Raw genomic sequence first — 14,057 nt, forward strand, 5'->3', positions numbered from 1 at the left:
CGGTAACACCCCAAGTATATTTTTGGTTGGTACTGGCAACGAACGATTGTTTTCCCACTTGCACCACCCTTTCGAAAAAGAGCAGTTCTCCCTTGTGGAAGAAGCCACCACTCAGATGAACCCGGCGTTTGCTACAAGCCCCGACAAGTCGAGTACACATGGATGGTTGACGCACCCACTAAGCTATGCGCGAAGCAACAGCCTTACGTTTTTGCACTTCTAATAGAATCGGCGTTTTCACTTTGAGATTGTCATCCAATTCTACAACTCTTGATTTTTCCAATGTATTCAATGCACCATTAATATCAGCATGGATACATGTTCCTGCCTTACTTTGGTACAGACCACGAGTGATTCGTTTGCCACTAAAGTGATAATGCGTCCTCTCATCCTTAGACCAAACTGGAACCGGATCTTTATCTAGAAAACTAGCTTTTGAAGTATAACTTTCTTCTTGTTTGAAAAATCGTATACCTTCTTTTATACATTTATTCTCAATTGCTGCAATCAGTTTATGAAATGGGATTTGAACAAATTTTTGATTATTCTTTTTTCCCATATCAGATTTTTGTTTCCAACCAACGTTATAGCCTACGACAACCGTACCTATGCCTAATGCTTTCACTTTTTTGAACAACAGGCCTATAGTTTGTGAAATGTAACCATTTATTTGTCGTTCTCGTTTATGCCAAAGTGCAGCCATTTGATTCGTTACAATACGTTTTGAAATTCCATTGTCAATATTTTTCTGTTGGAGGTTACATATCATTTTGTTAAAATATTGGTTTATAGATTTTAATTTTTTTCCATCAATTAAGAATGTATCACCTGTATTCGTTGCGCAACTTACTAATCTGTCTACGCCTAAATCGCAACTCAAAGCGTTACTAGTGGTCGTGGATTGTTTCTTCATTTGAGAAACGTGCATTTCATATGTATAATGCACCTCAAAGAACCGACCTTTTTGCTTCGGTACAATCTCAATATAGGAGATTTTTTTATTTCTTAAGTTCTTAGGCATACGTATTTTAATGGAACCGAATTTTTTTCTGAATGCCACACTCATCGGAATGATCCAATACCCGTTCTCATCCACTTTTGGAACTTGATAGATTTCAATAATTCGTTTATCAGTAGAACGAGAATAATTTGGAAACTTAGGACGACCTGTGAATGCTTCAGGTTTTTTCTTCCACTGTTCCAATGCCTTAAAAAAGCTCTTCACTTCTGTAAATAAGGCTCTACGAATCGCTTGAACAGAGTTTGATTGCATGCCCCAGTAATTCAAATCGGCTTGCATAGCAGTGTCCACTTCTTTTACAGTAGCAATCTTATTATTATTCAGGTAACTTTGTTTAATGGTATACAATCCAACATTTCGCAATGCTTTTGAACTATGCGACATGCGCTGAAGTAAACGAAATTCTTTAGCTGTGAGGCACGCTCGTCCGATATTTTGTTTTTGAGTGAATCGTTGCATGGTTTCTCTTTTCTTTTGTTTACGTAATACTTTCACTGCTTTCTTTCTAGCCATTGTTTTCACCACCTTTCTTAGAAAGTTCATTACTTTTGATAAATCAATATTTGGAAAGAAATGTGAACATGGTCTTCATCGTAATTCCTTTTGGTTCAAGTAGCCGAATGATGATCATTATCCAATTTCGTTGTCTTACAATCTATTCCCTCCTTATCTAAGGACAGATTGTATCGTAAGACAAAAAAACAAACATTCGCCCTAAAAAATTGTTATGAACGAAACAAAAGAGTTCAGCCTTATTGACTGACGGCAATTCATCTCCACCTGAATTGTTGGGTTTCACCCGTAACACAAATCAGATGGAGTCTTCTTGCCGAAAAGGATAAACTCATCATTATCACGCATAACCGCAAAGCCATTTCCCCTTGCTCCGCTACAAGTTAAACCGAAATATTTTTCTAAAAACTCTCTAGTAGCTGCTACATCTGAAACTGTTAAATTAAGATGTTTAATTTTCAAACCATCACCATATTTCTTAATTTTCTAACATTTTATCATACAAAGTGAAACTTGAATCAGTGGGGGCCTTACTGCCCGTTAATACGGGACAAATAAAAAACACGCCTTCACAGCGTGTTTTATTGCTTCACATACACTTCAACAACCGGATTTTCTTTATTATCCGCATGCAAGCGTAAATTCTCTTCACTTGTACTATAAATACTAGCTAATAACATAATCGTTAGCACATTAGGAGTTTTTGCATCGCTTCCGTATTTTCTTTCAAGTGCTTCCTTGTATTCAAACTCCAAATCCCCCTGCACATATGTATACACTTCAAAGCCATCTTCTAAATTGCAAACTACTGTATCAATTATATCTGCCCCTACTTGCTTCTTCATTTCCTCTCGCAATGCTTCAATAAATTCTTCCCACGGTACTTCGTATGTCTGAAACTGATCTGTAGATTTCATGCCTTTTGCCTCCTTATATATCCTCTTCCTATATTTCCCCTTTCCTATAACAATTATGATAGATAGGGCATTCGTACAAGCCGCACTTGTCCCCATTACATATCGTATTACTGTAATGGGGAAGGAGGAAAGAACATGCATAGACAAAAATGTTACGATACGTGCCAACGTTATTTCGGTAAAGTCGTTCGAATTGAAGATCGTGATGGTCGCATTCATTTAGGCAAAATAATTGATGTGACAAACAGCTCTGTATGGATTGAACCAGTGCAACAGCGCTCATCTTTTGATACAGGATTTGGATACTATGACGCATATGCAAACGGTGGCTGTGACCTTTGTGGGGGCCTTAGCAGATGTGATAGTTGCGGATTTGGTTGTGGTGGTGGATTCAGCGGCTGTGGATGTGGCGGTCGTGGTTGCGGTAGTTGTGGTGGCTGGGGTGGCGGCGGCTGGGGCGTTGAACTCGGATTTGGTTTCATCTTCGGAATTACATTAGCTGCATTATTTTTCATTTAACATAGTAAAGAGTTGACTAGCTTTAGTCAACTCTCTTTCTTTATTTTTCACATATAAAAATACGATGTCCTAAAATATGTTGGTACATAAGTCGTACATTTTCATGCTGTACCCATGCCTCATATAATTCATTTGGAATATGCGAGGATACATTCCATTCTGGCTCTTCTATATAGCCCGAGATTGTTTCTGCAATTGTACCACCGCCAGCAATTGTAATTCTTTTAAAATTTGCTTTCTGAAATAATTGTACCCATTCACTCTCAGTTAATAGTTCTTTCATCCCGTATAGTCGGGCAATTTTTCCTTCCTCACTCTTCTCAATGTGCCTATCAATAATCATTTCAATGACAACAAGTTTACCGTCTTTCTGTAGTACACGATAGCACTCCGGGATAACCCTTTCTTTCTCTGTAAAAGCGAGTATCGATTCTCCGAGTACGAACTCAAATGAGTCATGCAAACAAGGTAATTGCTCTACATTTCCTTCAATTAATTGAATGTCTATTCCTTCAAACGACCATCTATCTTTCGCCTTTTGAATCATAATCTCATTCTTTTCAACCGCCGTTACTTTATAACCATATTCTTTCTTCATATATGCCGCTGTTTTCCCCGTACCACAGCCTATCTCAAGGACATTTGCTCCATATCTAAAAGGCAATTGTGCTAACAATTGTTTCGTTAACGTAAAACCACCAGGATGAGCACTTCCTATTCCGTAATAAGCTAGGAAATCGATGTAAGTATTTCGTTTCATAAAATTCTCCTTTAAATTTTCTATAATACATATATTCACCTATCAATAAATCGTGCACATAAAAAAAGCATTTCCAAGTGCTATACCGCAACTTGAAAATGCTCTTCTCTTTTTTATTTCTCTTCTACATACGCCCATTTGAAACTATATTCCGGACTAATATTATGTTTCACAATTCCCTTTACATTCGATTTCATAACATATGATTTAGCACTTTGATATAAAGGTACAAGTGCTACATCTTCCTCAAGTAACAATTTCTCTGCCTTCCCTAGCTCTGTCCAACGTTTTTTTGCATCAGCCATCCATTCTGTCTTACCTTTAGTAATAATATCATCATATTTTGAATTTGAGTAGCTCATCTGGTTTTGAGAATTTTTCGTTTCAAACATATCAAGGTACGTCATTGGATCCGCATAATCTGGATTCCAGCCACCATATGAAAAATCATAATCTTGGTCTGATTCTAATTTTAGTTTTTGCTTAAATGGTTGCAATTTAATATTTACTGTCACGCCTTTTAAATTCTTTTCAACTTGATCTTTTACATACTCCCCAACTTTTTTCGCATTACCAGTATCATAATTTAACAATTCAATTGTTACTTGATCTTTTCCAAGCTCTTTTTTCGCTTCTTCCCATGCTGCTGCTGCCTTTTTAGAATCTTGTTTTAAACCATTCTTGAACGTTTCTGCGAAATCTTTACCGTCTGGTCCACTCGCTAAACCTTTTGGTACTAAATAATCCACTGGTTTTGAACCATCATTTAAAATAACATTCGTTAAAGCTTTCTTATCAATGGATAATGCGATTGCTTCACGTAGCTTTTTGCTCTTTAACGGTGTATCTTGCCCACCACGCTTTTGATTTAGACGCAAGTAAAACGTACTTGTTTCTGAATATGCTCCAAATTCCTCTTTATTATTTCTATACTTATCAACAAATTCTCCTGATAAAATTGCGAAATCAATTGCACCTGTATCATATAAATTCACTCTAGTAGCTGGTTCTTTTACTACACTATAGTTAATTTCATCTAGTTTTACAGTCTTTTTATCCCAATACTGCTCATTCTTCTTCAATTTCCAACCTTGCTCATGCTTCCAATCAGTAAGAACAAAAGGTCCGTTATATACTGTTGTATCAGACTCTAAACCGAATTTATTTCCTTTTTCTTTTACGAATTTTTCATTTAATGGATAGTATGACGCAAATGCCATTAAATTCAAGAAATATGGTACTGGTCTTTCTAGTTCAACTTCAAGCGTATGATCATCTACCGCTTTTACACCTAATGTAGCTACTTCTGCTTTTCCTTGATTAATTGTTTCTGCATTTTTAAGATAGTAAGCAATAAATGCATACTCAGCAGCTGTTTTTGGATCTACTAGACGTTGCCATGCAAATACGAAATCTTTCGCTGTTACAGGATCACCGTTCGACCATTTTGCATCTTTCCGTAATTTAAATGTATATTTTTTACCATCCTCGCTTTTCGTGCTAGATTCTGCCACAGCAGGGATTGGCTTATTATCTTTATCAAGGCGATATAAACCTTCCATTGTATTCCCTAAAATTTGTGCCCCAAGTGTATCCGTACTTTTTGAAGTGTCCATCGTCGGAATTTCATTCGTTTCTGTACGATTTAACACTTGCTTTGCCGCATATTTAATATCAGATTTCTTCTCTTCTCCACCATTATTAGATGTCGTTGTCGTTTTCTTCTCCCCACCAGAAGATCCAGAACACGCTGTTAACGCCATACTCATCGCTAAAACTGGCACTACAACCGCCGTAAACTTTTTCATCTTTTTCTTCATTCTTGTACCCTCCCCAATTTATATGTACGAAACTAACTTTGAGAGATTTCAAATTTAAATTATCAGAAAATTATTACTAATTATCATTCTACTAATTTTTCGCGATTTGTAAAGTATTTTTAAAGAATATTCATAATAATTAATTTATTTAAATCAATAACAATCTATTACTACTATACGAATTCTCCCCCATCTACTATATGTAAGTACCACTTTTCTTATTCTTCTCTATTTATTTAAATTTAATTGAATAGTAAAAGAGCGTTAAAAAAATAAATAATATATTTTTTTAACGCTCTTTTTTCCTATTTCCCTTCCGTTACATAAGCCCACTTAAAGCTATATTCTGGACTAATGTTATGTTTCACAATTCCTTTTACATTCGGTTTCATTACATACGCTCTTCCTGTTTGATATAAAGGAACTAACCCTGCATCTTCTTCAAGGAATAATTTTTCTGCTTTCCCTAACGTCTCCCAACGTTTCTTCGCATCACTCATTAATTCATTCCCTGATTTTTGTACCATTTCGTCGTATTTTGCATTTGAATAACTCATTTGGTTATATGGGCTCTTCGATTCAAACATATCAATAAATGTCATTGGATCCGCATAGTCTGGACTCCAACCTGCATAAGAAATTTCATAATCTTGTGCAGTCTCTAATTTTAGTTTTTGTTTGAACGGCTGAATTTTTGTATTAATCGTTACACCTTTTAAATTTTTCTCAATTTGATCTTTTACATAATCAGCAATCTTTTTCGCAGTTCCATCATCATAACTTAGTAATTCAATTGTAACTTGATCTTTTCCAAGTTCTTTTTTCGCTGCTTCCCATGCTGCTGCACCTTTTTTCGGATCATATTTCAGACCATTTTTAAATGTATCTTGGAAATCTTTACCGTCTGGTCCTGTCGCCAGCCCTTTTGGAACCAATTGATCCGTTGCTTTTGAACCATTATTTAAAATAACGTTTGCCAGCCCTTTTTTATCAACCGATAATGCGATTGCTTCACGAAGCTTTTTGCTCTTTAACGGTGTATCTTGTCCGTTACGCTTTTGATTTAAACGTAAGAAGAATGTACTTGCTTCTGAATACTCACCGTACTCATCTTTGTTCGATTTATATTTATCTACAAATTCTCCTGATAGTAATGTAAAATCAATTGATCCTGTATCATATAAGTTTACTTTCGTCGCAACTTCTTTTACTACACTATAGTTAATTTCTTCTAATTTCACAGTCTTCTTATCCCAATACTTATCATTTTTCTTTAGCTGCCATCCTTGTTCATGTTTCCATGAAGACATCACGAACGGCCCGTTATACACAGTTGTATCTGCTTCTAAACCGTACTTATCGCCTTTTTCTTTTACGAATTTTTCATTTAACGGATAGTATGACGGGAATGCTAGTAAATTCAAGAAATATGGTACTGGCTTTTCTAATTCTACTTCTAGTGTATAATCATCTACCGCTTTTGCCCCCAAATCTGTTAGAGGTTTTTCACCCTTATTAATTGCTTCTGCGTTTTTAATATAGTAAGCAATAAATGCGTATTCTGACGCTGTATTTTTATCGAGTAAGCGCTGCCATGCAAATACGAAATCTTTCGCTGTTACAGGATCACCATTCGACCATTTTGCATCTTTCCGTAATTTAAATGTATATTTTTTGCCATCCTCGCTTTTCGTACTAGATTCTGCAGCAGCTGGGATTGGCTTATTATCTTTATCCAAACGATATAATCCTTCCATCGTGTTCCCTAAAATTTGTGACCCTAACGTATCAGTAGATTTAGAAGTATCCATCGTCGGAATTTCTTGATTCTCTGTACGATTTAATACTTGTTTTGCTGCGTATTTAATTTCGGATTTGTTCTCTTCCCCACCACCATTAGACGTCGTAGTTGTTTTCTTCTCCCCACCTGATCCAGAACACGCTGTCAACGCCATACTCATCGCTAAAACTGGCGCTACAACCGCCGTAAACTTTTTCATCTTTTTCTTCATTTTTGTATCCTCCCCAATTATATGTACGAAACTAATTTTGAGAGATTTTCTAATAACTAGTTATCAGAAAATTCTTATTAATTAATATTCTACTAACTTTTCCGTTTTTGTAAAGTTATTTTTAAAATATTTAGAAAATTTATTTTACTTAAAGATAGTAACATTCTATTTTCTATGACCATACTACACGTATCCTCCATCTACTACATTTCATTTCTTCTCTACTCTTTCATTTTCGCGTTCAATTGTACAATAAAAAAAGTACTTCAAGGCATGTAGACTGCTTTGAAGTACTTTTTCAACTCTATTATTTTTCAGTAACATATGCCCACTTATAGCTGTATTCTGGGCTAATATTATGCTTAACAACACCTTTTACATGCGGTTTCATAACATAAGATCTAGCACTTTGATATAAAGGTACAAGAGCTACATCTTCTTGAAGAAGTAGTTTCTCTGCTTTTCCTAGTTCCTCCCAGCGTTTCTTCGCATCACTCATTAATTCCCCGCCAGCTTTTTTAATTATTTCATCATATTTCTGATCAGAGAAACTCATTTGGTTATGAGAGTGCTTACTTTCAAACATATCTAAATATGTCATTGGATCCGCATAATCTGGGCTCCATCCACCATATGAAATATCATAATCTTGATCTGATTCTAATTTAAGTTTTTGTTTAAACGGCTGCAGTTTAATATTTACTGTTACACCTTTTAAGTTTTTCTCAATTTGATCTTTTACATATTCTCCAACTTTTTTCGCATTACCAGTATCATAGTTTAAAAACTCAATTGTAACTTGATCTTTTCCAAGTTCTTTTTTCGCTTCTTCCCATGCAGCAGCTGCTTTTTTCGCATCTGGTTTAATACCGTTTTTAAACGTTTCTTGGAAGTCTTTCCCATCAGGTCCAGCTGCTAAGCCTTTCGGCACTAAATAATCTGCAGGTTTTGACCCATCATTTAAAATAACATTTGTTAAATTCTTTTTATCAATTGATAGCGCAATTGCTTCACGTAATTTTTTACTCTTTAATGGTGTATCTTGTCCACCACGTTTTTGGTTTAAACGTATAAAGAACGTACTTGGTTCGTTATACACCCCATATTCCTCTTTATTATTTCTAAATTTGTCAACAAATTCACCTGTTAATAAGGAGAAATCAATTTGACCACTATCATATAAATTCACATTAGTTGCTGGCTCTTTTACAACACTATAGTTAATTTCATCTAATTTTACAGTCTTTTTATCCCAATATTGATCATTCTTCTTCAGTTTCCAACCTTGCTCATGCTTCCAATCAGTAAGAACGAACGGTCCATTATATACAGTTGTATCAGATTCTAAACCGTATTTATCCCCTTTTTCTTTTACGAATTTCTCATTTAATGGATAGTACGATGGGAATGCTACTAAGTTTAAGAAGTATGGTACTGCTTGTTCTAATTCAACTTCTAAAGTAAGGTCATCTACTGCTTTAACTCCTAGTTCTGTTACAGGTTTTTCACCTTTATTAACCGCTTCTGCATTTTTAATTGGGAATGCAATGAATGCATACTCAGCAGCTGTTTTTGGATCTAATAAACGTTGCCATGCAAATACGAAATCTTTCGCTGTTACAGGATCACCATTTGACCATTTTGCATCTTTACGTAATTTAAATGTATATTTTTTACCATCCTCACTCTTCGTGCTTGATTCTGCCGCAGCTGGGATTGGTTTATTCTCTTTATCTAAACGGTATAAGCCTTCCATTGTGTTCCCTAAAATTTGAGAGCCCAAAGTATCTGTACTCTTCGATGTATCCATTGTTGGAATTTCCTGATTTTCTGTTTTATTGAACACTTGTTTCGCTGCTAATTTTTCTTCTGATTTGCTATCTCCGCCAGAGCTAGAATTTGTGCTTGTCTTCTTATCTCCACCTGATGTAGAACATGCTGTTAATGCCATACTCATTGCTAAAACTGGTGCTACAACTGCTGTTAGTTTTTTCATTTTTTTCTTTTTCACTTTCTGTACCCTCCCTAATTCTAAACGCTCTCGTTTAAGAATTTTCTGATAATTCTGTTTTTCTTTATATATTTATCAGAAGATTCTTATTAACTATTATTCTACTAATTTTTCGAGTTTTGTAAAGTGTTATTATTGAAAATTTTTAAAAAATTATTTTTTTACAGTAATATTCATAAAAATTCCATAATCTTTTAAAACACTATACCTCATTGAATTCTATGTATTGATTTAATAGTCTTTATATCCCTTCGCTATAAAACACTTGTAAATTATTGTTAATAAATAATGTATATCGTAACAAACCTCTTTTTTATCCGGCCATTTTCTTTTTTTTCATTTCCTCTATTACTCTCGTATACTTCTCTTCATCAAATTCATTTTCACTTTTTGCAACAACTACAGTCGCAATACCGTTACCAATTAAATTGACGATAGCACGTGCTTCTGACATGAAACGATCTACACCAAGTAATAGCGCTAACCCTTCTAACGGGATAACATTCATTGCAGATAAAGTAGATGCTAGTACTATAAAACCTCCACCTGTTACTGCTGCTGCCCCTTTAGATGTAACTAATAAAATAGCTATTATAGTTAATTGTTGACCTAGTGAAAGATCGACGTGAAAAACTTGAGCTAAAAATATAGTTGCCATCGATAAATAAATCGTCGTTCCATCTAAATTAAAAGAGTAACCTGTCGGAATGACTAAACCTACTACTGGCTTAGAACACCCGAAGTCTTCCATCTTTGTCATCATTCGCGGCAGTACTGATTCTGATGATGATGTCCCTAGAACAATAAATAATTCTTCTTTAATATGTGCTAAATATTTCCACAAACTAAATTTGTACAGTTTACAAATAAAATTTAAAACAATAAAAACAAATAATGCCATTGTCGTATATACACAAATCATTAGTTTACCAAGTGGTATTAACGTACTTAAACCATATTTACCAATTGTAAACGACATTCCACCGAATGCTCCAACTGGCGCTAACTTCATAACAATAGATAAAATATTAAAAAATACTTTCGATAATCTTTCAAAAAAGTCGATAACAGGTTGTCCATTTTTCCCGAGCATCGTTAACCCTGCACCGAATAAAATGGAGAAGAACAGAACTTGTAAAATATCACCTTTTGCAAATGCTTCAAACATGTTAGACGGCACAATATGTAAAAAGAAATCCATCCACTGCATTTCTTGCCCGCTTTGTACATATTGTGAAACATCTCCTCCCTTTAGTTTCGAAGGATCTAATCCATCTCCGGGACGTACAACATTCGCTACGATGATACCAATAAGTAAAGCCGCTGTTGTAACGATTTCAAAATATAATAGTGCCTTCCCACCAACACGACCTACCTTTTTCATACTTCCCATACTTGCAATACCAAGCACAATCGTTAAAAAGATTATCGGTGCAATAACCATTTTAATCATATTGATGAATGTTTCACCAATTGGCTTCATCTCTTGTCCAACACTAGGCCAAATTGCCCCTACTGCAATACCACAAATAATTGCCACAATAACTTGGAATGTTAAATTCTTTACAATTCTCATTTTTAATACTCCCCTGTTTCGTTCATTTCTCCCATACGATTTCAATAATTGCTAATGATGTATTTTATGTAATAGCCCCCCTGCTATTTAACTTAAACCACATCATTACGTTACACTATTATCAATAATTTGAAAATAGTATATAATATTTGAATTTAAATGCCATACTATTAAACGTAATAAAAAAGCAGACATTATGCCTGCTTTAATTCTCCTCAATCTGCTTTTCACTTAATCCTAGATGTGTTCTAAGCGTATTACTCAAACTCTGTAGATCTTTTTTATTAGGGTTATAATAATATACACGTTGCCCATTTGGACCGTTAGGTAAATATAAATCATCTCCGCCTAATTGAATCTTTTCAACTGAACCATTTAAACCGTATTTATAAAAAGATAAAATATCATCCATTACTAAATTTGTTTTAAAATCGCCGTCAATCGCCTCAACTATTTTTTCTAGCTTCGTAATCGAGCCTACACTTTTTAATTTACTTAACATCGCTTCAATAACAAGTTGTTGGCGCTGACCTCTCATTGCATCACTATCAATATGACGCGTTCTTGCCAGTGCAAGTGCTTCTTCCCCTGTTAATTTTTGTAGTCCTTTTTTCAAATGGATTGCGTCAGGTTCATCTTTACTATTTTGCTCCGTAAATTCAACTGGGACATTTACTTCAATTCCATCTAATCCATCAACAATTTTAGTAAATGAATTAAAATTAAACTTCACAAAATAATCAACAGGCACTTGTAACAACTTTTCTACTGCTTCCACTGAAGCTTGCGGTCCTCCATCTTTACCATTTTTAACGAAACCACTTCCATATGCATGCGTTATTTTATCTTTTTTCTTTTCAACTGGAACATATGTATATGTATCACGTGGTATGCTCGTTAATTTCACTGTCTTATCATCTTTATTAAAAGTAGCTAACAGTAGTGCATCTGTATGGAAAGCACCATTATACTCCTTTTGTCGTTCTTGATTTTCATCAACTCCCATAATTAAAAGTGAAACATTGTTTGCAATTGGCTTTACAGTTTCCTCACGTAAATGTGATTTTTCACCACGCGCTAAATTTAAACTAGACTTTTGTACGAGATTAGAAGTTTTCATATATACATAAGTACCATATCCAACTCCGCCAAATAGTAATACTACTAACAAGACACTTATTATCGTTGTCTTTTTATATTTTCTTTTATTTTTCTTTTCTCTTGAAGAAGAGGTATTCTCCATATCGTTCCCTCCGTTTTCTATTCATCTAATATATTTTTCAATTTTTCATAATTAGTACTATCCTTTTGAAATACATTCTCTTTCAACCCTTTGTTTATTTGTATCCATTCAGTTGTAATCGAATATTGAATCATACCTTCGTGGAAACTAAGGAACTTTAGCATAATCCCCGTATTTTTCTCTACAACCATTTCAAATTTCCCTCTTAAATCTTCAGATGTACTTACAGGCATTTCTATGTTTATTGTCCCTTCTATTTTGTAGCAATCAAGTCCAAGATACTTCGTTTCTTTATAATTCCAATCTTTATATCGGATTAATAGCTCAGCAAATTCTGATTGCATACTATACTTCGCAAATCCCACATATTCGTCATCATATCGTTTCTTTTCACCTGATTTTCTCAATAATCTTTCCGTAGGATTTAATTTTAATAGTTCATAGTTTCTTTCCTTCGGGCTCCATTTTGTCTCTCTATATGTATACTTCTCATCATCAAATTCTTTTTTCTTGCCCTCGTTATATATAATTGTTCGTTTTTTCGTTAGCTTATCTTCTTTCGAAGAGATACCTCTTTGTTGCTCCGTATCAATCGCATATTTGTATGTTGTAGCGATTCTTGACGAACTAGAATATTCCTCAAATTGTCCTGAAATATTTTTAAAATGATCAATGGAATCCAGCATCTTTTCATGAATCTTTTCTTTATCTGGATAGTTTACGTTCGATTTTATTTCTTCTTCATTTTCATAATCAGAAAACGCCTTTTTCTTTACATATTCAAATACCCCACCATTTTGAGCAAAAATTTGATCAGAAAACTCCGACATAGACACAATAGACAGTGTTAGAACCGCAGCACTTATAGCCATCATATAAACTTTGTAACCTTTCTTTTTTACCGGAAGATTATGTAGTGTACGATTAATCTTTTCATTTAACTCTGGTGGTACTATAACATTCTCTTCTTTTATTCTCTTTTTTATTTTCTCATCAAATAATTTTTCGTTATCCATCCTATACACCTCCTATTCCATCTTTAATCGCTTTTGCAATTGTTCCCTCGCGCGTGACAATCTCGATTTCACTGTTCCTTTTGGCACTTCTAAAAGCTTCGCTATACTTTCTTGATTCATATCTTCATAATAAAAAAGCACCGTAACCGCTCTTAACTCTCCATGTAATGATTGAATCGCATTACACAAATCTATATCTTCATACTGATCACAAGCACTCATATTGTAATCATTTTCTTCTATTACCATTATCTTTTTGTATGATCTAATAATGTTGTTACACTCATTTATCAAAATTCGAATTAACCAAGTTTGAAAAAACTCTTCTTTCTTTAATTTTTTTATATTTTCATAGGCTTTTAAAATTGTTGCCTGTATCGCATCCTCTATATTTGTCTCATCACGTAACATAGCCTTTGCAATACGATACATCTTCATTTTTTCTGTATGTATAAGCGCCATAAACGCTTCATGATCACCTTTTTTCGCTAAGGAAACATCGGTTTCTTCTTTTACAATCATTTTATATAAAGGGATTACTTTCACAATTGCTCCTCCTGTTTCATCCTCACTTCAAATTTAACTTTACATGTATTAGACGGATGAGCCTAGAAAAAGGTTCATTTTTTTGAATATTTCCATAAAAAAA

General features: G+C 34.4%; 11 protein-coding genes and 1 pseudogene. 1 reads left to right on the forward strand and 11 read right to left on the reverse strand.

Features of this window, described 5'->3' with window-relative positions:
• Nucleotides 1-178: 178 nt before the first annotated feature.
• The 3 genes and pseudogenes from DT250_RS02240 to DT250_RS02255 all read right to left on the reverse strand — a co-directional run bounded on the left by DT250_RS02240 (nt 179) and on the right by DT250_RS02255 (nt 2,451).
• Nucleotides 179-1,534, reverse strand: a complete 1,356-nt coding sequence (locus DT250_RS02240) for an RNA-guided endonuclease TnpB family protein (protein ID WP_149212429.1) — start codon at nt 1,532-1,534, stop codon at nt 179-181.
• A gap of 321 nt (nt 1,535-1,855) precedes the next feature.
• Nucleotides 1,856-1,996, reverse strand: a pseudogene (locus DT250_RS02250) (VOC family protein); the annotation flags it as partial.
• A 119-nt stretch (nt 1,997-2,115) separates the two neighbouring features.
• Nucleotides 2,116-2,451 carry a hypothetical protein gene (locus tag DT250_RS02255; RefSeq protein ID WP_088064493.1) on the reverse strand — a complete coding sequence of 112 codons (336 nt, stop codon included), beginning with the start codon at nt 2,449-2,451 and terminating at the stop codon, nt 2,116-2,118.
• A gap of 135 nt (nt 2,452-2,586) precedes the next feature.
• Between DT250_RS02255 and DT250_RS02260 the strand changes: the two genes are divergently transcribed.
• On the forward strand, nt 2,587-2,970 hold the full coding sequence (locus tag DT250_RS02260; protein WP_048544012.1) for a hypothetical protein: 384 nt from the start codon (nt 2,587-2,589) through the stop codon (nt 2,968-2,970).
• Nucleotides 2,971-3,010: 40 nt separating this feature from the next.
• Here the strand turns inward: DT250_RS02260 and DT250_RS02265 are convergent, their stop codons facing one another.
• The 8 genes from DT250_RS02265 to DT250_RS02300 form a co-directional block, all read right to left on the reverse strand.
• Nucleotides 3,011-3,730, reverse strand: a complete 720-nt coding sequence (locus tag DT250_RS02265) for a class I SAM-dependent methyltransferase (RefSeq protein WP_048565907.1) — start codon at nt 3,728-3,730, stop codon at nt 3,011-3,013.
• 113 nt (nt 3,731-3,843) lie between these two features.
• Complete coding sequence (locus DT250_RS02270; RefSeq protein WP_088608901.1) at nt 3,844-5,550, reverse strand: peptide ABC transporter substrate-binding protein; 1,707 nt, start codon at nt 5,548-5,550, stop codon at nt 3,844-3,846.
• A 305-nt stretch (nt 5,551-5,855) separates the two neighbouring features.
• Nucleotides 5,856-7,562, reverse strand: a complete 1,707-nt coding sequence (locus DT250_RS02275; RefSeq protein ID WP_088064175.1) for a peptide ABC transporter substrate-binding protein — start codon at nt 7,560-7,562, stop codon at nt 5,856-5,858.
• 307 nt (nt 7,563-7,869) lie between these two features.
• Nucleotides 7,870-9,573 carry a peptide ABC transporter substrate-binding protein gene (locus DT250_RS02280; protein ID WP_149212430.1) on the reverse strand — a complete coding sequence of 568 codons (1,704 nt, stop codon included), beginning with the start codon at nt 9,571-9,573 and terminating at the stop codon, nt 7,870-7,872.
• A gap of 313 nt (nt 9,574-9,886) precedes the next feature.
• Nucleotides 9,887-11,149: a dicarboxylate/amino acid:cation symporter gene (locus DT250_RS02285; RefSeq protein WP_106383400.1), complete on the reverse strand. Its 1,263-nt coding sequence runs from the start codon at nt 11,147-11,149 to the stop codon at nt 9,887-9,889.
• Between the two features lie 205 nt (nt 11,150-11,354).
• A complete protein-coding gene (locus tag DT250_RS02290) occupies nt 11,355-12,392 on the reverse strand; it encodes an LCP family protein (RefSeq protein ID WP_149212431.1) in 1,038 nt (345 codons plus the stop codon).
• A 17-nt stretch (nt 12,393-12,409) separates the two neighbouring features.
• The gene (locus DT250_RS02295) at nt 12,410-13,408 is read right to left on the reverse strand and encodes a hypothetical protein (protein WP_060487378.1); all 999 of its coding nucleotides are present in this window, start codon (nt 13,406-13,408) and stop codon (nt 12,410-12,412) included.
• Nucleotides 13,409-13,420: 12 nt separating this feature from the next.
• Complete coding sequence (locus DT250_RS02300; RefSeq protein ID WP_149212432.1) at nt 13,421-13,954, reverse strand: sigma-70 family RNA polymerase sigma factor; 534 nt, start codon at nt 13,952-13,954, stop codon at nt 13,421-13,423.
• Nucleotides 13,955-14,057: the final 103 nt, after the last annotated feature.

Source organism: Bacillus sp. AR2-1 (assembly GCF_008368755.1).
Classification (GTDB): domain Bacteria; phylum Bacillota; class Bacilli; order Bacillales; family Bacillaceae_G; genus Bacillus_A; species Bacillus_A wiedmannii.